This is a genomic window from Geodermatophilus sp. SYSU D00700 (genome assembly GCF_054050255.1).
Map to the genome: position 1 here is coordinate 37,142 of NZ_JBJGZA010000012.1, position 19,060 is coordinate 56,201.

Annotated in this window: 20 protein-coding genes; 9 read left to right on the forward strand and 11 right to left on the reverse strand. The window is 76.9% G+C overall.

Annotated elements, in window-relative coordinates:
- Positions 1-66: 66 nt before the first annotated feature.
- Entirely contained in the window at positions 67-1,239 is a 1,173-nt protein-coding gene (locus ACI79V_RS11370) for an MFS transporter (protein ID WP_456889271.1), read from the reverse strand.
- Between the two features lie 33 nt (positions 1,240-1,272).
- Between ACI79V_RS11370 and ACI79V_RS11375 the strand changes: the two genes are divergently transcribed.
- The 3 genes from ACI79V_RS11375 (at position 1,273) to ACI79V_RS11385 (ending at position 3,873) form a co-directional block, all read left to right on the forward strand.
- Positions 1,273-2,283, forward strand: a complete 1,011-nt coding sequence (locus ACI79V_RS11375) for a LacI family DNA-binding transcriptional regulator (RefSeq protein WP_456889273.1) — start codon at positions 1,273-1,275, stop codon at positions 2,281-2,283.
- A gap of 40 nt (positions 2,284-2,323) precedes the next feature.
- On the forward strand, positions 2,324-2,569 hold the full coding sequence (locus ACI79V_RS11380) for a hypothetical protein (protein ID WP_456889275.1): 246 nt from the start codon (positions 2,324-2,326) through the stop codon (positions 2,567-2,569).
- A 98-nt stretch (positions 2,570-2,667) separates the two neighbouring features.
- A complete protein-coding gene (locus ACI79V_RS11385) occupies positions 2,668-3,873 on the forward strand; it encodes an AI-2E family transporter (RefSeq protein ID WP_456889277.1) in 1,206 nt (401 codons plus the stop codon).
- 91 nt (positions 3,874-3,964) lie between these two features.
- Here ACI79V_RS11385 and ACI79V_RS11390 read toward each other — a convergent pair whose 3' ends face one another.
- The 3 genes from ACI79V_RS11390 to ACI79V_RS11400 all read right to left on the reverse strand — a co-directional run bounded on the left by ACI79V_RS11390 (position 3,965) and on the right by ACI79V_RS11400 (position 5,154).
- Complete coding sequence (locus ACI79V_RS11390; RefSeq protein ID WP_456889279.1) at positions 3,965-4,324, reverse strand: spore germination protein GerW family protein; 360 nt, start codon at positions 4,322-4,324, stop codon at positions 3,965-3,967.
- Positions 4,325-4,446: 122 nt separating this feature from the next.
- Entirely contained in the window at positions 4,447-4,824 is a 378-nt protein-coding gene (locus ACI79V_RS11395) for a hypothetical protein (RefSeq protein WP_456889281.1), read from the reverse strand.
- Positions 4,825-4,875: 51 nt separating this feature from the next.
- Entirely contained in the window at positions 4,876-5,154 is a 279-nt protein-coding gene (locus ACI79V_RS11400; RefSeq protein WP_456889282.1) for a PLD nuclease N-terminal domain-containing protein, read from the reverse strand.
- A 231-nt stretch (positions 5,155-5,385) separates the two neighbouring features.
- On the opposite strand from ACI79V_RS11400, the gene ACI79V_RS11405 reads away from it, so the two are divergent.
- The 3 genes from ACI79V_RS11405 (at position 5,386) to ACI79V_RS11415 (ending at position 8,835) form a co-directional block, all read left to right on the forward strand.
- A complete protein-coding gene (locus ACI79V_RS11405) occupies positions 5,386-6,420 on the forward strand; it encodes an alcohol dehydrogenase catalytic domain-containing protein (protein WP_456889284.1) in 1,035 nt (344 codons plus the stop codon).
- 26 nt (positions 6,421-6,446) lie between these two features.
- Complete coding sequence (locus ACI79V_RS11410; protein WP_456874067.1) at positions 6,447-6,863, forward strand: DUF302 domain-containing protein; 417 nt, start codon at positions 6,447-6,449, stop codon at positions 6,861-6,863.
- A gap of 142 nt (positions 6,864-7,005) precedes the next feature.
- On the forward strand, positions 7,006-8,835 hold the full coding sequence (locus ACI79V_RS11415; protein ID WP_456889286.1) for a wax ester/triacylglycerol synthase domain-containing protein: 1,830 nt from the start codon (positions 7,006-7,008) through the stop codon (positions 8,833-8,835).
- 50 nt (positions 8,836-8,885) lie between these two features.
- Here the strand turns inward: ACI79V_RS11415 and ACI79V_RS11420 are convergent, their stop codons facing one another.
- Entirely contained in the window at positions 8,886-9,479 is a 594-nt protein-coding gene (locus ACI79V_RS11420) for a nitroreductase family deazaflavin-dependent oxidoreductase (RefSeq protein ID WP_456889287.1), read from the reverse strand.
- A 225-nt stretch (positions 9,480-9,704) separates the two neighbouring features.
- Between ACI79V_RS11420 and ACI79V_RS11425 the strand changes: the two genes are divergently transcribed.
- Positions 9,705-10,454: a hypothetical protein gene (locus ACI79V_RS11425; protein WP_456889289.1), complete on the forward strand. Its 750-nt coding sequence runs from the start codon at positions 9,705-9,707 to the stop codon at positions 10,452-10,454.
- 154 nt (positions 10,455-10,608) lie between these two features.
- On the opposite strand, the gene ACI79V_RS11430 is transcribed toward ACI79V_RS11425, so the two are convergent.
- Genes ACI79V_RS11430 through ACI79V_RS11450 form a run of 5 tightly spaced genes read right to left on the reverse strand, consistent with a single transcriptional unit; the run spans position 10,609 to position 15,454 of the window.
- Positions 10,609-13,032 (reverse strand): glycoside hydrolase family 65 protein, encoded by a 2,424-nt coding sequence (locus ACI79V_RS11430; RefSeq protein WP_456889291.1) that lies wholly within the window; start codon positions 13,030-13,032, stop codon positions 10,609-10,611.
- Positions 13,029-13,394, reverse strand: coding sequence for a DUF5655 domain-containing protein (locus ACI79V_RS11435; protein ID WP_456889293.1), 366 nt, complete (start codon positions 13,392-13,394; stop codon positions 13,029-13,031). Before ACI79V_RS11435 ends, ACI79V_RS11430 begins: the two co-directional genes overlap by 4 nt.
- 28 nt (positions 13,395-13,422) lie before the next feature.
- Complete coding sequence (locus ACI79V_RS11440; RefSeq protein WP_456889294.1) at positions 13,423-13,617, reverse strand: hypothetical protein; 195 nt, start codon at positions 13,615-13,617, stop codon at positions 13,423-13,425.
- 45 nt (positions 13,618-13,662) lie between these two features.
- Positions 13,663-15,150 carry a WS/DGAT/MGAT family O-acyltransferase gene (locus ACI79V_RS11445; RefSeq protein WP_456889296.1) on the reverse strand — a complete coding sequence of 496 codons (1,488 nt, stop codon included), beginning with the start codon at positions 15,148-15,150 and terminating at the stop codon, positions 13,663-13,665.
- 34 nt (positions 15,151-15,184) lie between these two features.
- Positions 15,185-15,454 carry a DUF1876 domain-containing protein gene (locus ACI79V_RS11450; protein WP_456889298.1) on the reverse strand — a complete coding sequence of 90 codons (270 nt, stop codon included), beginning with the start codon at positions 15,452-15,454 and terminating at the stop codon, positions 15,185-15,187.
- Between the two features lie 206 nt (positions 15,455-15,660).
- Here ACI79V_RS11450 and ACI79V_RS11455 point away from each other — a divergent pair, with 206 nt between their 5' ends.
- The gene (locus ACI79V_RS11455) at positions 15,661-15,888 is read left to right on the forward strand and encodes a hypothetical protein (protein ID WP_456889300.1); all 228 of its coding nucleotides are present in this window, start codon (positions 15,661-15,663) and stop codon (positions 15,886-15,888) included.
- Positions 15,889-15,926: 38 nt separating this feature from the next.
- Here the strand turns inward: ACI79V_RS11455 and ACI79V_RS11460 are convergent, their stop codons facing one another.
- A complete protein-coding gene (locus ACI79V_RS11460) occupies positions 15,927-18,485 on the reverse strand; it encodes a cation-translocating P-type ATPase (RefSeq protein ID WP_456889302.1) in 2,559 nt (852 codons plus the stop codon).
- A gap of 133 nt (positions 18,486-18,618) precedes the next feature.
- Between ACI79V_RS11460 and ACI79V_RS11465 the strand changes: the two genes are divergently transcribed.
- Entirely contained in the window at positions 18,619-19,047 is a 429-nt protein-coding gene (locus ACI79V_RS11465) for a hypothetical protein (protein WP_456889304.1), read from the forward strand.
- Positions 19,048-19,060: the final 13 nt, after the last annotated feature.

Below are 19,060 nucleotides of genomic sequence, written 5' to 3' on the forward strand. Positions count from 1 at the left end.
CCGATCGGCGGGCGGACGCCGCGACCGGACGTCCCTGCGGTCGGGTGGGACGGGTGTGCCGGGTGCTCAGTGCGCGGCACCGGCCGGGGCGCGGGCCGCCGTCCGCGCGGCCCACCGGGCGACCGGCCACGCCAGCGCGGTCGTGACGGCGGCCAGGGCGGCGACGCCGAGGACCGCCGTCCGCAGCCCGGCGGCGTCGGCCAGCACGCCCACCACGACCGGCCCCAGCAGGAAGCCCAGGTACGCGGTCGTCGCGACGGCGGAGGTGGCCCGCCCGCGCACCTCCGGCCGGACTCCCCGCAGCGACTCCCGCAGCAGGGTGGGGAAGAGCACGGAGGTCCCGGCCGCGGCCAGCGCCAGGCCGGCCAGGGCGGCGGCCACCGTGGTCGACCCGGCCAGCGCCACCGACCCGGCGGTGGCCGCGAGCGCGCCCGCGGTGAGCAGCAGCCAGGCGGGCAGGCGGGGGGAGGCCCCGGCCGCGAAACGGGTCAGGGCCGCCACCGTGGCGAACACCGCCGACGCGGCCGCGGTCAGGCCGTCGGGCACCGCCAGCTCGTCGGCGAGGAACACCGCACCCCAGCTCTGGTGGGCGTTCTCCACCGCGAAGCCCAGTGCCCCGACCAGCCCGACGGCGACCAGCGGCAGGATCCACGCCCGCCCGCCCGGACCGCCCGAGGACGGGTCGGTGGGCCCGAGGCCGGCCGTCGGGCCCACCGGCCACAGCGACGCCCCGGCTCCCGCGGCGGCGACGACGACCAGCCCGAACGCCACGGCCACCGGCAACCCGGCCGCCACGATCGCGCCGGTGGCCAGGCTGGAGACCACCACCGCGGCCGAGAACACCCCGTGCGCCCGGGTCAGCACCGGCCGGTCCGCGGTCCGCTCGGCCGCTCCGGCCACCGCGTTGATCCCGACGTCGGCCGCGCCCGACGCCGCGCCGAGCGCCAGCAGCAGCACCGCCAGCGACGTCCCGCTGCGGGCGGCCGCGGCCACCGCGACCCCGCACGCGGCCATGAGCACGAGGGCGAGCGCCACCACCCGGCCGCCGCGGCGGTCGACCGCGCGGCCGGTCAGCAGCATCGCGGGCAGGGCGCCGGCGCCGATGCAGAGCAGGGCCCGGCCCAGGTCCCCCTCGTCCACCCCGGCGGCGTCCCGCACCGCCGGCAGGGCGGCTCCCCAGGTGCCCCACAGCGCGCCGAAGGCCGCGAAGGACAGGTACGCCGGTCGACTGGCCGTCATCGCTCGTAACGTTACACACGCTAGGCTCCGGCGGTGTCGCGCAGGACCACGATGCCCGATGTCGCCCGCGCCGCCGGCGTCTCGGTGATGACGGTCAGCTACACCTACAACCGGCCCGACCGGGTCGCCGTGGCGACCCGCGAGCGGGTGCTGGCGGCGGCCGCGCGGCTCGGCTACCCCGGCCCGGACGCGGCCGCCCGCAACCTCCGCCGGGGCCGCACCGGCAACCTCGGCGTCGTGCTGGGCGAGCACCTCGCCTACGCGTTCTCCGACCCGCAGGCCACGGCGTTCCTCGCCGGGATCGCCGACGTCTGCACCGACCACGGGCTGGGGCTCACGCTCATCCCCGTCTCGGGGGCACCCAGCGACGTGGACCGGGTCCGGCAGGCCGCGGTCGACGGCTTCGTCGTGTGGACCACGGCGGACGACGACCCGGTTCTGGGGGCGGTCGCCGCGTCGGGGCTGCCGGTCGCCGTGCACGGGGGGCCGGCGGTCGAGGGGCTGCACCTGGTGACCGTCGACGACCGCGCCGCCGCCGCGGCCGTCGGCGCGGTCGGGGTCCGGTCGGCGACCCGGCCCGCGGTGCTGTCGTTCCCGGTCGACCGCCGCCGGGAGCCGCACGTCGCCTCCGGCCCGGATCCGGCGTCGGCGGCCTTCCCGGTCACGCGCGCCCGGCTCGCCGGCTACCGCGACGCGGTCACCGCCGCCGGGCTGGACTGGGCCGCCGTCCCGGTCGTGGTCCTCGCGCGCAACGACGGCGCCGAGGCCGAGCGGGCGCTCGGCCGGATCCCGCCCGGCACCGACGCCGTGCTGGCCATGAGCGACGAGTTGGCCCTGGCGGTGCTGCGCGCGACCCCGCTCGCGGTGCCGCGCGAGCTCGCCGTCACCGGCTGGGACGACGGGCCGGGCGCGGCCGCGGCCGGGCTCACGACCGTCGCCCAGTCGCTGCAGGACCAGGGCCGCCGCTGCGCCCGGCTGGTCCTCGGCGACCCGCCGGGGCCCGAGCCGTCGTGGGCGGTCGTCGAGCGGCGCAGCACCCGCTGACCGCCTTGTCGCGGGCGCCCGCGGGGCGCAGCCTGGCGGCATGGAACGCAGCGGGAGCACCACCGGCAGCGTCGTCCGGTGGGACGCGGACGCCGGTGGTGCCGTCATCGAGCTGGCCGACCCGCCGGGGGAGTGCTGGGCCGAGGCCTCCGTGGTGACCGGCGGCCCGCTGCGGGCGGGGCAGGTCGTGCACGTCGACTGGACCGAGCCCGGCGCCCACGGGCTGCCGTTCCGGGCGCTCCACGTCCGGCTGCGGACCGACCTGCAGTCCACGCCCGGCGGCTGAGCGACGAGCCCCGGGGACGGGGAGCCCTGGGACGTGCGGCAGCCGTCCCGGGACCTCCGGCACGCCTTCGGGGTCGCGTGCCGCTCTACCGTGCCGACGTGCCGGCGAGCGACGTGCCAGACGCGGCGGACGGGCGGGAGTCGGAGGCCGTCCCGTCCCCGCCGGTCCCCGACGGCGATGCCCCGAGCCGCTGGGGTGCCGAGCCGCCCTGGCTGCGCCGTGTCCTGCTGCTGGCGCTGCTCGCCGTCGCCGCCTACCAGGTGGCGGGCTGGGCGTTCACCCACCTGCGTGGCTTCCTCGGTCTGGTGTTCCTCGCCTGGATGTTCTCGATCAGCATCGAGCCGGCCGTGCACGCCCTGACCCGGCGGGGGCTGCGCCGCGGGGCCGCCACCGGCCTGGTCATGCTGGGCGTGGTGCTCGTCGGGGTCGGCCTGGTGGCCGCGTTCGGCACCCTGCTGGTCGACCAGCTCGCGGGTCTGGTGAGCTCGCTGCCCGAGGTCGTCCGCGACGTGGTGGAGGCGGCCAACGGGACGTTCGGTACCACGCTGCAGGCCGACGACGTCGTCGACTCCCTGCAGCTCACCCCCGAGCGGGTCCAGCAGGTCGTGCAGGACCTCACGCCCGGCGTCGTCGGGTTCGTGACCTCGGTGATCGGGGCGGTCTTCCAGGCGCTGACGTTCCTGCTGTTCGCCTACTACATGTCCGCCGAGGCACCTGCCCTGCGGGACACCGTCTCCCGCCGGTTCCCGCCCCGGCAGCAGCGGGTCATCGCGACCGTCTGGGACATCGCGGTGGAGAAGACCGGCGGGTACGTGTTCTCCCGGTTGCTGCTCGCCCTGCTCAGCGCGTTCGTCACGGCCGTCTTCCTGCTGCTCCTGGGGGTGCCGTTCTGGCTGCCGCTCGCGCTCTGGACCGGGCTGGTCTCGCAGTTCATCCCCACCGTGGGGACCTATCTCGCGATCGGCCTGCCTGCCGTCGTGGCACTCGCCGGCCAGCCGTCGGACGCGCTGTGGGTCGTGGTGTTCGGCGCCGCGTACCAGCAGGTGGAGAACTACCTGGTGGGACCGAGGATCACCGCGCGCACGGTGCACGTGCACCCGGCGGTCGCCCTCGGCTCGGTCATCGTCGGCGCGAGCCTGCTGGGGGGCATGGGTGCGCTGGTCGCCATCCCGGTCGTCGCTGCGTTCCAGGCGGTGATCGACACCTACGGGCACCGTTACGAGCTCGTCGCCGACGACGGCCCGGGGGAGCCGGGCCCCGTCGCCCGTCGCCGGTGGCGGGGGTTGTTCCGCCAGCCGCGGTGAGCCGGCAGTGGGTGCGCGGAGACGCACCGCTCAAGGCGGGCCGACCGGAGGCCCCCGCCGCCGTGCTGCGGGGTGGACCGGGACCCGCGGGTCAGTTGCCGCGCCGGCGACGGCGGGATCGCACCTGCGCACGGAGGACGCGGGACCGGGTCACCAGCAGCACGACGAGCACCAGGCCGGCCACCGTGCCCAGCCGGTTGACGTCGACCGCCGGCTGCCAGGTCACCTCCCCGTTCCTGATCACGTACACCCCGGCCGGACGGGCTCCCAGGCCGAACCCCGCGCCCTGCCCCTCCTGTCCGGAGTCGTCGTGCCCGGCGCCGCCTCCACCGCCTCCACCGATGCTGGCAGCGGGGATCACGGTGACGCCGTCCTTCTCGTAGGGCTCGGCGAACACCCGCTTCACGGTGATCGCGTCCCGTGCTCCGTTGACGATCGCACCGACGTCCATGGGCCCTCCTCGACCGTGGTGTCCGGGCTGGGGCCGTCGAGTCTCGACGGGGCGCCGGGGTCCGGGCACGGGCGCACTGCCCGGAGGGGCAGGGGCCAACGGCCCCTGTCACCGGGTGCGGGTCACCGGGCCGCCGGGGTCTGCCGCCGGGTGGGCGGCCAGGCGTCGAGGGCAGCCACCTCGCCGAGACCCCAGGTCACCACGGGGAACGCCACGGTGGACCATAGCAGCTCCTCGCTGGTGCCCACCCAGACGGTGGCGATCCCGAGGACCAGTCCGGCCGCACCCGTCGTCAGGCCGACCCGGTTGTTCGTCCGCGGCCGCCGGACGGCCCGGCCGGGGACCAGGGCCGCCGCGACGCCGAGCACCAGGACCACTGCCCCCGTGCCCCGTGGGTCGCGCAGCAGCGGGAGGTCGTCGCCGACCAGGTGGGCGACGTAGGCGAGGACGGCCGCGGCGACCAGCAGGGTGGCGAGGGCGTCCCTCCACGTGGGTCTCACAGCGCTCCTCCTCGAGCGTGTCCGTCCGGGCGGCGCCGTCGGCCGGGCCGCTCAGCGACGCCGGCCCCAGCGGAACCAGGCGAGGGGACCGACCCAGTTGACGGCGATGACCGCCGCCCAGACGGCCTTCCGGCCGTGCACCTGGTCGGGGCGGCGGCGGGCGAGGTCGGTCCAGGCCGCGACCGCCAGGGACAGCTGGACCGAGCCGAGGGCCAGCAGCACCCCCTTCCGGCGGGGGCTCAGGTCGGCCCAGCGGAGTGATCGGTGCGACCGCGTCGCCGGGTCGGCTGCCGGGCGGCGTGCTCGGGCGCTGCGGCCGGTGGACGTCATGACGGACCTCCTCGGGACCTGAGCGGGCACGTGCGGGTCCCGTGCCGTCGATGGTCGGGCGGCGGCGGCGCGGCGTGGAGAGTCCGAGAGCACCGCCGGGCCGGGCCGTCGGTCCCGCGCGCCCGCCGGCCGCCGAGCAGGCGGTGCGTCCCTGCCACGCGGGACGTTCGGCACTCCGGTCCGGTGGTCCCCCGCGCTGGACTGGGTGCTCCGACAGCGGGAGGAGAGGTCATGCAGGCGCTCGTCTACCACGGTCCCGGCAAGCGGTCGTGGGAGGTCGTCCCCGATCCGCGCATCGAGGACGCCGAGGACGCCGTCGTGCGCGTGGACGGCTTCACCATCTGCGGCACCGACCTGCACATCCTCAAGGGCGACGTGCCCGAGGTGGCCCCGGGGACGATCCTCGGCCACGAGGCGGTCGGCACCGTCACGGAGGTGGGCCCCGGGGTGCGGACCGTCCGTCCCGGCGACCGGGTGCTCGTCTCGTGCATCACCGCCTGCGGCCGGTGTCGCTACTGCCGGGAGGCCCGGTACGGACAGTGCCGGAGCGCGGGCTGGATCCTCGGGCACACCACCCACGGCGTGCAGGCCGAGGCAGTACGCATCCCGTTCGCCGACAGCTCGGTGCACCGGCTGCCCGAGGGGGTCGCCGACGAGGCGGCGCTGATGCTGGCCGACATCCTGCCCACCTCCTACGAGGTCGGCGCGCTCAACGGCGGGGTGCGGCCGGGGGACACCGTGGTCATCGTGGGCGCGGGCCCGATCGGGCTGGCCGCGATCATGACCGCCGGCTTCTACACCCCGCAGCGGATCGTCGTCGTCGACCCGGTCGAGGCGCGCCGGGCCGCGGCCACCGAGCTCGGTGCCGACCTCGTCCTCTCGCCCGACGACGACGTCGTCGGCACCGTGCGGGAGCTGACCGGCGGGCTGGGCGCCGACGTCGGCATGGAGGCCGTCGGCATCCCGGCGACCTTCGACCTCGCCGTGGACGTGGTCCGGCCCGGCGGGCGGGTGGCCAACATCGGCGTGCACGGCAAGCCGACGACGCTGCACCTCGAGGACCTGTGGATCCGTGACGTCACCATCACCACCGGCCTGGTCGACACGAACACCACGCCGATGCTGCTGCGGATGCTGCAGGCCGGGAAGCTCGACGCCGGCCGCATCGTCACGCACCGCTTCGGTTTCGACGAGGTGCCCGCGGCCTACGACCTGTTCGCCGACCCGGTCGCCTCCGGTGCGCTGAAAGTCGCGGTCCACCGGTGAGCGGGACGGTGCAGGAGCACCCGGTCGTGGACGGCCCGGGGTACGGGATGTCGGTCGAGGTCGACCTCCCGTTCGACGAGGCGCTCACGCGGACCAGGGCCGCGCTGGCCGGTCAGGGGTTCGGCGTGCTGACCGAGATCGACGTCGCGGCGACCCTGCGGACGAAGCTCGGCGTGGAGGTGCCGCCGCAGCTGATCCTGGGCGCCTGCAACCCGCCGCTGGCCCACCGGGCGCTGGAGGCCGAGCCGGACGTCGGCCTGCTGCTGCCCTGCAACGTCGTCGTCCGGGTCGACGAGCACGGCGCCACCCGGGTCTCGGCGATGGACCCCGACGTCATGGTCGGGCTGACCGGCCGGGATGCGCTGGCCCCCGTCGCCGCCGAGGCGCGGGACCGGCTCGCGAGCGCGCTCGGCGAGGTCGCCGACGCGGCCCCGGGTGCCTGAGACGGTCCCGCGCCGGGCGCCGCCCGTACGTGGTGGTCCACGCCGAGGTCTCGCCGGTCGGCGTCACCGGCGGGTCCCGGTCGACGCGGGCCGCCGCCACGCCGCGGCCGGGACCTCGCACCCGAGACGGAGGGAGTGTCCCGTGCGTCCCACGCGGTTGACCCCGGGTGAGCTGGCGACCCTGTGGGTCGACGAGCCGGCCGTCCCGTTCCACATCGCCCTGGCCGGGGAGTTCGACGGCGCCCCGTTCCGGCGCGGCGGCGACACCCTGGACCTCGAGCGGGTCCGGTCAGCGCTCGTGCGCCGGGTCGCGCGGGTGCCGGCGCTGCGGCGCCGGGTGGTGCGGACCCGCTCCGGACGCGGCCGGCCGTACTGGGCCGACGATCCGGCCTTCGACGCCGGCAGGCACGTCACCGGGGTCCGCCTGCCGGCCGGGGAGCCGTTCCCGCACTGGTGCGCCGGGGCGGTCCTGCGCCCCCTGGCCCACGACCGGCCGCTGTGGCGCGCCGAGGTCGTGGACGGCCTGCCCGACGGGCGGTTCGGGGTGCTGGTCGTGGTGCACCACGTCGTCGCGGGCGGCCTCGCCGGTGTGGCCCTCGCTGCGGCCCTGCTCGACGGCGGACCGGAGCAGTCCGCGGAGCAGCCGGCGGAGGACCCCGGACCGGCGCGGAACCTCCCGGGTCCCGCGGTCGCCGGTGCCGGACCGCCGCGGCCCCTCCTCGACCGGGTGCGCCGCCGCCGACGGCAACTGGCCGACGCCGCGGCCGACCTCCGTACCCGCGCGCCGGTCACCTCGCTGTCGCGCGGGGTCGGCCCGGGGCGCCGGCTGGCCGTCGTGCGGCTCCCGCTGCCCGACCTGCGCGAGGCCGGGCACCGGCTCGGGGTGAGCCTCAACGACCTCCTGCTGACCGCGGTCACCGGTGGGCTGCGGGACCTGCTCACCGGCCGCGGCGACGACGTCGACGGCCTGGTGCTGCGTGCCTCGGTGCCGGTCGGTGCGCGCGGCGCCGGTCAGCCGGACGGCCTGCTGGTCGTCGGCCTGCCGGTCGGCGAGGCCGATCCGCTGCGCTGCCTGGCCGCCGTCCACGCCGACACGGCCCGGCGCAAGGAGCGGCTGCGCGCCGGCGGCGGCGACGTCCTCGACCTCCTGCAACTGCCCCTGCCCCTGGCGCGGCCGGCGGTGCGGTGGATGCGGCGCGTCGCCGGTGGGCGGGTCAACCTGTTCGTCACGGACGTGCCCGGCCCCGATCGACCGCTGTGGCTGGCCGGAGCCCAGCTGCTGGACGCGGTGCCGGTGGCACCGCTCGCCGCCGGGGTGCCCGTGGGCGTCGCTGCGCTGTCCTACACCGGCACCCTCTCCGTCGGCATCACCGCCGACGCCGCCGTCGACGACGTCGACGTGCTCGCCACGGGTGTGCAGCGGTCGGCCACCGCGCTCGTCGAGGCGGCCCGGTCCGGCGTCCGCCTGCCGTCCGTGCCGGCCGGTGGCGCCGCCCCGCGCGCCGCCCGGCGAGTCGTCGAGAACAGCGTCGTCGTCGACCGCGCACCCACGGAGGTGTTCGCGTTCATGACCGATCCCCACCAGGAGCTGGGGTGGAACCGGCAGCTGCTCGCGGTCGAGCAGCTCGACGAGGGGCCGGTCGGCGTCAGCTCACGGTTCCGGATGCGGTTCGGGCACGGCGTCGGCGACAGCACCGTCACCTACACCGGCTTCGACCCGCCGCGGTCCTGGGCCGCGCACAGCACGTCGCCCCGGCTGGACGTCCACGCCGAGGGCCGCGTGGAGGCGGCCGGATCCGGTGCGCGGCTGGTCGTGCGCACCGATGTGCGGCCGCGCGGGCCGCTGCGTCCGCTGACCCCGCTGCTGCGCCGCTACGTGCACCGGACGTGGGACCGGCACCTGGCCGCCGTCAGGGCCCGGCTGGAGCAGCCGGCGGCCGCTCCCGCCGGCCGCCGACCGGCCCAGCCGTGAGAGCTGCACTGCGTGGCCACCGCGGTCGACGCCGACCGCACGGTGCAGGCCTACCGGCGGCGCGGCCGGCCGCCGCCGGCCTCACCGTGCCCGTGCGGCGTGGTCCCGGGCAGGTCGGCCGGCGACTGCGCCGCCGGCCGGAACGCGACGAACGGGTGGGTCCGGACGAACCCGCGCACCGCGGCGTCGTCGCGCAGGTCGCCCCAGCCGAGGACGCTGCTGACCAGGCGCAGCCGGTGCGGGTGCGCGCGGCGGAACCGCACGGCGACGTCGAACGCCTCCTCGTCGGTGAGGAAGCGCTGCTGCGGGGTGAACGCGGCCCCGCCCAGCTGCACCGTCGTGGCGGGGTGCGCCCGCAGGTTGCGGTACCAGTCGGTCTGCGGTCCCCAGGCGGCGCAGATCGCGGCCTCGCCGGTGGCCTGGTCGTGGTGCAGGACCATCGCGACGGTCTGGTGCGGCCGGCCGGTCCTGCGGCCGAGGTGGGTGAAGGCGAGGAAGGTGCGGCCCACCGCCGGCCCGGCGCCGTGCCGGTAGGCCGCCAGCGGCAACCGGAACACCGCCCGCGCGAGCCGGCCGGGCCGGTGTCGCAGGCCGAGCAGCGGCCGGCCGCGATCGACACGGCGGGACGTCCCTGTCGTGGTCATGGCCGTCCCTCCGACGCACGTCGCGCTCTCGCCTGGGGCCACGGAACTCCCCGGCCACCGGACCGGACCAGTGACGATGGTCCTGCGGGCCCGGGCCCGTGCGGCGCCAGGGCCCGGGCGCCGTGGGACGAACGGCACTGACCCGCGCGGAGGCGTGTGGGCGAGGGTGGCCGCATGACGTCGGGAGGGACACCGGGAGGAGCCGGTCCGGCGGCCCTGTCTCCGGTGCTGCAGGCGATCCTCGACCAGTCGCGGGTCCACCGGGAGCACGAGCGGTTCTACTCGTCCTCCCCGCTGGAGACGGCGCTGCGGCTGCAGCGGCACGCCCGCACGCTGCAGGCCCTGGGTGATCGGTGGGCCACCGCCGTACCCACGCCGCGGCGGGGCGTGGTCAGTCCCTACCTGGGGGCCGACGACCTCAACAGCGAGGCGGCGATCGCCCTGGACGGGGCGCTGTTCCTCGAGGGGGAGGGGCGGCCGGCGGAGATCACCGCGATGATCGCCGGGATCCGCGCCGACGCCGAGGGCTTCGTCGCCGGGGGGCGCTGGCTGGCCACCGCGATGGAAGCCGCCTGGCAGGGTGCCGCGGCGGTCCTGGACGTGGACGGACTGGCTGACGTGCTGGGCGAGCGGCACCGGATCATCAGCAACGACTGGCTCGCGGCGCACGTGCAGTCGCTGCTCGGGCAGATGCTGGCCCGTGCGGCGGACATGCTCGAGGCTCTGGACCTCACCCCCGGCGCGCTGCGCGCCGACCTGGCCGGCGCGCGGATCACCCCCCGCCGGGTGCACTCGGCGGCCGAGGTGATCTCCCGCGCGGCCGACCTGTGTTGTGAGTCCTCGCGGCTGGTCCACGACATCGAGCGTCGCTGGCGGGTCTTCCGGGACCGGGTGGCGGAGGTGGCGCGGGCGGTGGAGGCCGGCGCCGCCCTGCCGGCGCAGGGGAGCGCCCACGTCGTGCCGCAGGACGGGTAGCCGTCCTCCGAGAGCCGTCCTCCGCGTGCCCGCCCCGCCGGCGTGCGGCCCGCGAGGGTCCCCCGTTGGTCCCGGGGTGGGCCGCCGACCGAGGTCCTCCGGTCGCCCGGGCGAGGTCGGCGGGCCGTCTCACCGCCGTGCACCGACGGTGCGCTCAGGTGCCGCGGCCGTTGCGCCGCCGGGTCAGCGGCACGCGGAGGCTGCCGCGCGGGTCCAGCTGGTGGTCCTGGTCGCGGACCCGCAGCGGCAGCACGGCCGCCCGCCGGAGGTCACCGCCGACGACGACCTCGCCGTGGGTGATGTCCACCTCGACCTCGGGGTGGTCCCGGTACCGCAGCCGGAACCGCATGCCGGCGAGCGCGTCCGGCAGGTACGGGTCCAGCCCCAGCGCGTCCCCCCGCGTCTCCAGGCCGGTGAACGCCCGCTGCAGCAGGTCCACGGTGCCGGCCATGGCCCCGAGGTGGATGCCCTCGCCGGTCGTGCCGCCCTGCACGTCGGCGACGTCGCTCTCCAGCGCCTCCAGCCAGTGGGCCCACGCCCGGCGCCGGTCCCCCCGCGCCAGCACCCACGCGTGCACCACCTTCGACAGCGTCGAGCCGTGGCAGGTTCGGTCGAGGTAGTAGCGGATGGTGCGGGGGATGGTCTGCCGGTCGTGGGGGTAGCCGAGCCGGTCCAGGACCGCGTAGAACTCGTCGGCCGTCAGGAGCTGGAACAGCATGAGGACGTCGGCCTGCTTGGACAGCTTGTAGCGGTTGGTCGAGTCGCCCTCGGCCTCGAGGATCCGGTCGAGCCGGCTGATGTCGCCGTAGCGGCGGCGGTAGCCGTCCCAGTCGAACTCCTCGAGCCGGTCGTAGTCGCGGAACTGGCTGAGCACCCCGTCGTCGTGCCAGCACAGCCGCAGCTTCCGGGAGACGTGCTCCCACCGTTCGAGGTCGGCCCGGCCCAAGCCCAGCTGGTCGAGCAGCTCCGCCTGCCGCCGCGGGGCGAGCAGGGCGAGGCAGTCCTGCGCCCGCGCCAGCGTCCAGGCGGTCATGACGTTGGTGTAGGCGTTGTCGTCGAGCCCGGGCCGGTCCCGCCACGGCAGCGCGTCGTGGTACTCGTCGGGTCCCATCACGCCGCAGACGTCGTAGCGGTCGTCGCTGCGGTCGTAGGTGGCGAGGTCGGCGAAGAACGCCGCGACGTCCAGGAGGAGCTCCGCGCCGTGGGCGTCGAGGAAGCCGGTGTCGCCGGTCGCCTCGTGGAAGCGCCAGGTGTTGTAGGCGACGGCCAGTCCGATGTGCCGCTGCAGCGCCGAGTCGTCGGGCAGCCAGTGGCCCGACCGCGGGTTGAGGTGCAGCGTCTGCGACTCCTCCCGGCCGGTCGAGCCGCTCTGCCAGGGGAACATCGCGCCGCGCCGTCCGGCCGCCCGCGCGGCGGCGCGGGCGGCCGGCAGCCGGCGCCAGCGGTACAGCAGCATCGCGCGGGCGACCTCGGGCAGGCGCAGGGTGAGGAAGGGCAGCACGAACAGCTCGTCCCAGAAGACGTGCCCGCGGTAGGCCTCGCCGTGCAGGCCCCGCGCGGGGATGCCCACGTCGAGGTCGATGCTGTGCGGCGAGACCGTCTGCAGCAGGTGGAACACGTGCAGCCGCAGCACCAGCGAGGCGCGCGGTGGCCCGTCGATGACGACGTCGCACCGGTCCCACAGGCGCCGCCAGGCCTGCTCGTGACGGGTCAGCACCTCGTCGAAGCGGGGGGCGCGGACGACCGCGTCCAGCGCCGCGGCGCCCGGCTCGTCGATCGCCCGGTCCCGCGAGGTGCACAGCGCGGCGACCTTCTCGACGGTCACGACCCGGCCGGGGGCGACGTCGAGGACGAGCTCCGCGCCGGCGTAGACGTCGCCGTCGACGACGGGGACGACCGGGACGTCCCACGGCTCGCCGTCCACGAGCACCCGGTGCCGGGCGGCCAGCCCGACCCGGACGTGGGACGTGCTCGTCTCCGTGGTCAGCCGCAGCACGCAGTCGTCGTCCACGGCGGCCTCCCGGGGCACCAGGTGCCGCCCGCTCAGGTGCCGGTAGCGCGCCACGCCGGCGTTCTCCACCCGGCCGTCGAGGCCGGACCGGACGACGACCCGCCCCTCCCAGTTCTCCGCCACGACCGTGGTGTCCAGCGCGGCCAGGAAGGGGTCGGCCATCGACACCAGCCGGCGCTGGGCCACCCGGGTGGTCCGGCCCTGCCCGTCGGTGACCCGGTAGCGCCGGGTGAGCACGCCACGGCGCAGGTCGAGCTCCTGCACGTGAGCGGAGACGGTCCCGGTCTCCGGTCCGAGGTCCGGTCCGTCGGCGATCCGCAGGGTCAGTGACTGCCAGTCGGGCAGGTTGACGATGCTCTCGTTCTCGACGCGCCGACCGTCGACCTCGTCGACCAGCCGGTTGGACACCCCCGCCGCGTACGTCCCGGGGTAGTGGCAGCCGCCGGCGCGCGCCTCGGGGGCGGCGCCGCGGGTGGCGAACCGGCCGTTGCCCAGCGTGCACAGCGCCTCGCGGAGCGGCTCCCGTGCCGGGTCCAGGCCCTCGTAGCGCAGCAGCCAGCCGGTCACCGGGGGACTCCCGGGGCGTCGGCCTGCGCCGCCGCCTCGCGCAGCCACGCGGCGACCTCGTCGTCGACCTCGGCGGGGTCGTGCACCTCCAGGTGGTGCACCCAGTGGCGCGGCGAGGGGTGCACGACCTGCTTCCACCGCGGCGACGGGTCGCACCGCCCCAGGGCCACCGACAGCACCACCTCCGACGTGGGCCCCCGCAGGTACCGGCCGGGCCGCCAGGGCCAGGCGAAGCCGCGCCGTCCCCGCAGCGCGACCTGGCTGCGCGACACGCGCACGTCGCAGTCCGGGAGGAGCGCACGCACCCGGCCGTACACGGCCGCCCCCACGGAGGAGCCCGTGGAGAAGTCCTCCGGCGTCACGGCACCGCCCCGCCCGGCCGGCCGGCGGTCAGACCGGGGTACGGGCGAGCTCGTTCCACCGGTCGAGCAACCGGTCGACCCGGCGCATCGCCTCCACCACCCGTTGCCGGGCCGCCGGCGTGTCCTCGGCCCGCCGGGCCCGTCGCGCCTCGCCGAGCTCGAGACGGGCCAGGTCCAGCTGCAGCAGCAGGCCCTCGTCGACATCGGGGTGCAGGACGTCCATGGCGACCTCCCACTGCCTTCCGGACCGGCGGTCGGCGTCGAGCCCTCATCGTCGGCCGACCCCGGGTCCTCCGGCACGGCCGGAGGACCGGTCACCGGGAGGACCTCCGACCCCGGTGGGACCCGCTGCCCGGACCGGTCCGGGAGGGCCGGTCGGAGCGGCGCCGGCCGCGGCGACCAGCTCGGCGAGGCCGGTCTCGATGCCGCGGGCGAGGGTCCAGACGTCGGCCGCGGACTCGCGGTCGCCGGTGACGCCGAAGGCGAGCCGGTCCCGGTAGCTGAAGACCGCCACCCCGGTGCGCAGCCGCGAGGCGATGGGCACGTAGGGGATGATCTCCAGCAGCTCGCGACCGAGCGCGTAGAGCGGCTGCCGCGGGCCCGGCACGTCGGTCGTCACGGTCACCACCGAGCGCTGCGGCAGGTGCGCGGCGAGCCGCACCGGCGAGGCGACGGCCGGGAAGGCCTCCAGTCCCGCGATCCGGAGCAGCGCGACCCCGGCCTCCGCCTCGTGCTCGGCCTTGAGCCGGGTCATCTCCCCGCGGACGGCGAGGAGGCGCTCGCCCGGGTCGGCGAGGTCGACGGGCAGCTCGGCGAGCATCAGCGAGATGCGGTTGTCGCGGATGGCCTCCTCGCCTGGAGCGCGCACGTTCACCGGCACCAGGGTCCGCACCAGGTGCGGCACGGGCCGCTCGCCGCGGCTGAGCAGCAGCGTCCGGAAGCCCGTGCTGACCGCCGCCAGGACCACGTCGTTGAACGTCCCGCCGAGCGCGTGCCGGACCGCCGAGACGTCCGCCACCGAGCCACGGGCGAAGGCGAACCGCCGGTGCGCCGAGACGGGACCCGACAGCGACGAGCGGGGCGCCGGCAGCAGCGCGCCGGCCAGCGCCCGGACCCCCCGGACCGTGGTGCCCACCTGCCGGGCCAGCTCCGCCGGACGGCGGGCCACCGAGGCCAGGGCCCGTGCCTGGTCCAGCGGCAGCCGGGCCAGCCGCGTGACCGCCTCCGCGGCCAGGACCGCCGCCGACGGCTCCAGCCGCGGGCGCCAGTCGTCGGGTACCGCCGGCCCGCGCTCGGGCGTGGGATCGAGGATGAGGCGGTAGAGGTCGGTGCCCGAGATCCCGTCCACCATGCAGTGGTGGACCTTGGACACCAGTGCCCACCGGTCCCCGGACAACCCCTCGACCAGCCAGCACTCCCACAGCGGGTGGGCGCGGTCCAGCCGGCTGGACACGAGCCGGCCCATGAGCGTGGCCAGCTCGGCGTCCCCGCCAGGAGCGGGCAGCGCGGTCCGCCGCACGTGGTAGGAGAGGTCGAAGGCCGGGTCGTCGACCCACACCGGCGGTCCGAGGTCGAGGGGGACCTGGCGGGCCTTCTGCCGGTACCGCGGGATGAGCGGCAACCGCCCGGCCAGCGCGGACTCGAACTCGCCCGGTGCCGGCGCCGGTCCCTCGAAGACGGCGATCGACGCGATCGCCAGCGAGACGCCCGGCTCCTCGTCCTCACCCTGCAGGAAGGCCGCGTCGAGCGGGCTCATGCGCTCCATCGGTCCGCCCGGTCCCGTCGGCTCCTCACGGCGCCAGGTGCGCGGGTTCGCCGGTGGCCTGCTCGACGTCCTCGGTGGCGGTCTGCAGCAGACGGTGGGCCAGCTCGGCCAGCGCACGGGCGGCCGCGATCTCGTCGCCGATCTCGGGGACGTCCCGGTCGGCGGGGGCCAGCCGGGCGGAGCCGACCCCGACCAGCCGTTCGGTGTCGCGGGTCTGCAGGTGCGCCACGGCCTGCGTCCGGCCGTCGTGCTCGCCGATGTCGATGCGCACCGTCCAGGTCTTCGTCGCGTCCACGTCGGCCTCCTCGTCGTCGTCCGTGGTGCCACCGACGGTGCGGGCGCGCCGCGCCGGGCGACGCGGCCGGAAGGCCGTACCGCGCGGGACCTCCGGCCCGGGTCACCGGCCGCGGACGGCCGTCGGCCGTGCCGGGGGTGCGGTCACAGGTGCCGGACGGCCCCGGCGGCGGGGACCTCCGGTGGCTGCCCGGAGCCGGATGCCCGGTGCAGGCTCGGCGGTGTCACCGGCCCGGAGGTGACCCGGACCGGTTCGTCGGCCTGCTCGTGCTCGGGGGGCTCCTGCTGGTCCGCCTGGCCCGGCAGCAGGAGCGGCCCGCGCCGCCGTCACCGGGGCAGCTGCTGGCGGAGCGGTACGCCCGTGGTGACATCGAGGAGGAGGAGTACCGGCGCCGGCTGGCCACCCCGGCCGACAACGACGCGCTCAGCCGCTGAGGCGGTGCCGGGGGGCACGAGCGGCACGGCGGCGACCCTCAGCTCCGCGTCCTGGCCCGCAGGCCCTTGTGCGCCGCGTCGGCCAGCAGCACCCCGGGCACGGCGAGCAGGGCGACGCCGAGACCCAGCACCGGTGGCAGGGCCTGCCCGAGCAGGTCGGCCACCGGCGGGACGGCGAGCACCGCCGCGAGCAGCAGCAGCTCCACGCCGACGGCCCACACCAGCAGCGGGTTGCCGCGCGGGTCGAGCCGCCAGAACGGCCGGGTGGCGCTGCGGCAGGCCCAGGCGTTGGCCGCTTGGCCCAGGACGACGGCGGCGAACGCCGCGCCGCTGGCCGAGGCGAGCACGCCCGCCGGGACGTCCTCGCCGAAGGACCAGCCGGCACCGGTCAGGACGACCAGGAACGCGAGCATCGAGACCGCGGCCTCCACCGGGCCGAGCACGCCGAAGGCGCGGCGCACCACCGCCGCGTCCACCAGCCGCCGGCGCGGGGGCGGTCCGTCGAGCACCCGCGCCGAGGCCGGCTCGGCACCCAGCGCCAGGGCCGGCCCCTGGTCGGTGACGATGTCGAGGCAGAGGATCTGCAGCACGCTCAGCGCGAGGGGGATCCCGCCGGCGCTGACGGTGAAGACGACGAACGGCGTCAGCTCGGCGACGTTGTCGGACAGGTGGTAGGTGAGGAACCGCCGGATGTTGGCGAACGTGGCCCGGCCCTGGCGCACCGCGGCCACGATCGTGGCGAAGTGGTCGTCGAGCAGGACCAGGTCGGCGGCCTGGCGGGCGACGTCGGTGCCGCTCGCGCCCATGGCCACCCCGATGTCGGCCGCCCGCAGCGCCGGCCCGTCGTTCACGCCGTCGCCGGTCATCGCCACCACGTGGCCGCGGGCGCGCAGCGCCTGCGCGATGCGCAGTTTGTCCTCGGGCGCGACCCGGCAGACGACCGTGCCGTCGGAGTCGAGCAGCTCACCCAGCGCGGCGGGGTCGGCCGGCAGGTCCTTCCCCTCCACGACGACGCTGCCCGGGCGGGACAGCCCGATCTCCGCCGCGATCGCCGCGGCGGTGGCACCCGAGTCGCCGGTGACCATGGCGACGGCGATCCCGGCCCGGCGGCACTCGGCCAGCGCGCGGTCCACGTCGGGACGGGGCGGGTCCTCGATGCCGACGAGCCCGAGCAGCTCGAGGTCGCGCTCGGCCGCGTCGGCGTCGGCCGGCAGGTCGACGGTGCGGCGCGCGACCGCGAGCACCCGCAGCCCGCGGGCGGCGAGGTCGTGCGCCGCCGCGGAGGCGTCCGCCGCCACGGCGGGGCAGCGTTGGAGGACGCTCTCGGGCGCGCCCTTGACCGACAGCCGGCCCTCGGCCCAGACCGACATCCGCCGGCGCCGCGGGTCGAAGGGGAACCGGCGACCGCCCTCGGGCGCCCCGGTCACCGCGCCGGCCGCCCCGAGTCGCCGGGCCAGCGCGTCCAGCGCCGCCTCCATCGGGTCGCCGACCGCCGTCCACGACCCGCCGTCCTCCCGGACGTGCCCGGTGGAGCAGCGCACCGCCGTCGTGGCGAGGGTGCGGGCGGTGTCCAGCGCGGCCGGTGCGCCGTCGACCTCGGCCGTCGGCTCGTAGCCGACCCCGCGGACGGCGACCGGCCCCTGCGGCGTCCACACCTCGACGACGGCCATCCGGTTCTGGGTGAGCGTGCCGGTCTTGTCCGTGCAGATGAACGTGGTCGAACCCAGCGTCTCCACCGACTCCAGCCGGCGGACCAGGGCGTCCTGCCGGGCGAGCAACTGCCCGCTGCGGGCCAGCGACAGGGTCACGGTGGGCAGCAGGCCCTCGGGTACCAGCGCCACGGTGACGCCGACGGCGAAGAGGAAGCCCTCGCCGAGCGGCAGCCCGATCAGGAACCCCGCGCCGAAACAGGCCGCGCCCAGGCCCAGCGCGGCCACGGTGACGAACCGGACGACCCGGTCGAGCTCCTTCGTGAGCGGGGTCTTCGCCCGCTCCACCGTCCGCGTCATCGTGGCGATCGAGGCCAGCCGGGTGTCCCCGGCGACGGCGACGACCTCGGCCGACGCCTCCCCCTCGACGACGAAGCAGCCGGCGTACACCGGGTCCCCGGCGTCCTTGTCGACCGGCACGCTCTCCCCGGTCAGCGTGGCCTCGTCGACCCGCAGGCCGTGGACGTCGACCAGCCGCAGGTCCGCGGCGATCCGGTCCCCGGCCTCCTGCAGCACCAGGTCGCCGACCACCAGGTCGACCGCGTCGACCTCCTGCCGCCGACCGTCCCGCACGACGGTGACGCGGTGCGGCACCAGGTCGCGCAGCGCCTCGGCCGCCTTGTCGGCGCGGTACTCCTGCACGAACGCGAAGACGCCGTTGAGGACGACCACCACCACGATCGCGATCGCCAGCTGCGGCATGCCGCCGACCAGCGCGAGGACCGCGGCGCCCCACAGCAGCAGCGCGAAGAAGTGCACCATCTGCCCGACGAGCAGCCGGACGGGGGAGGGCGGCCGCTCCACCGGCAGCCGGTTGCCACCCGCCGGGCGCCGCCGCGCGGCCTCGGCACCGGACAGCCCGGTGCGGGCCGGTGCGGTCGTCGTCATCGCGGTCTCCGGGGCTCTCGCGGGGCACCCAGCGTCGCGGGGCCGGTCCCGCACGGGCGTCGTCCGTACGTCCCTGATCGACGGCGACCTTCGGCCCTCCGGGAGCGGCGCCGGGGTCCCCACCATGGCGGGCATGACCGGGACGCGGACCCGCCCGCCCTCCACCGCCGGGCGCCGCGGCGCCGCCGTCGCCGCCGTCCTGGCCAACGGGGTCCTGCTGCTGCTCGTCCACGTGTGGCCGGGATGGGAGGTCGTGCCCTTCCTGACCGGCGAGACGACCCGGGTCCTGCCCTACGTCGACGCCGCGCTCGTCGCCGGCATCGCGGTCGCCCTCCTGCAGCTGGTGCGTCCCGGGGGCGCGGCAGTCCCGGCGGGGTCGCTCGTGACGACGGCGTTCGGCCTGGCGGCCACGGTGCGGGTGCTGCAGGTCTTCCCGTTCGACCTGGGTCCCGGCTGGGAGGTCGTCGTACGCGTCGTGCTGTGGCTCGGGATCGCCGGCGGCGTCGTCGGACTGCTGGCCGCGTTCGTCGCGCTGTCCCGCCGGCGGACGGTCTCCCGGTAGGCCCCTGCCAGGG

Excerpts from the sequence above, each read along its gene's own strand:
- ACI79V_RS11440 (WP_456889294.1), bottom strand. The coding sequence starts at position 13,617 with ATGGACGTCCTGCACCCCGATGTCGACGAGGGCCTGCTGCTGCAGCTG.
- ACI79V_RS11445 (WP_456889296.1), bottom strand. The coding sequence starts at position 15,150 with ATGAGCCCGCTCGACGCGGCCTTCCTGCAGGGTGAGGACGAGGAGCCG.
- ACI79V_RS11405 (WP_456889284.1), top strand. The coding sequence starts at position 5,386 with ATGCAGGCGCTCGTCTACCACGGTCCCGGCAAGCGGTCGTGGGAGGTC.
- ACI79V_RS11380 (WP_456889275.1), top strand. The coding sequence starts at position 2,324 with ATGGAACGCAGCGGGAGCACCACCGGCAGCGTCGTCCGGTGGGACGCG.
- ACI79V_RS11465 (WP_456889304.1), top strand. The coding sequence starts at position 18,619 with ATGACCGGGACGCGGACCCGCCCGCCCTCCACCGCCGGGCGCCGCGGC.
- ACI79V_RS11460 (WP_456889302.1), bottom strand. The coding sequence starts at position 18,485 with ATGACGACGACCGCACCGGCCCGCACCGGGCTGTCCGGTGCCGAGGCC.
- ACI79V_RS11420 (WP_456889287.1), bottom strand. The coding sequence starts at position 9,479 with ATGACCACGACAGGGACGTCCCGCCGTGTCGATCGCGGCCGGCCGCTG.
- ACI79V_RS11390 (WP_456889279.1), bottom strand. The coding sequence starts at position 4,324 with ATGGACGTCGGTGCGATCGTCAACGGAGCACGGGACGCGATCACCGTG.
- ACI79V_RS11400 (WP_456889282.1), bottom strand. The coding sequence starts at position 5,154 with ATGACGTCCACCGGCCGCAGCGCCCGAGCACGCCGCCCGGCAGCCGAC.
- ACI79V_RS11370 (WP_456889271.1), bottom strand. The coding sequence starts at position 1,239 with ATGACGGCCAGTCGACCGGCGTACCTGTCCTTCGCGGCCTTCGGCGCG.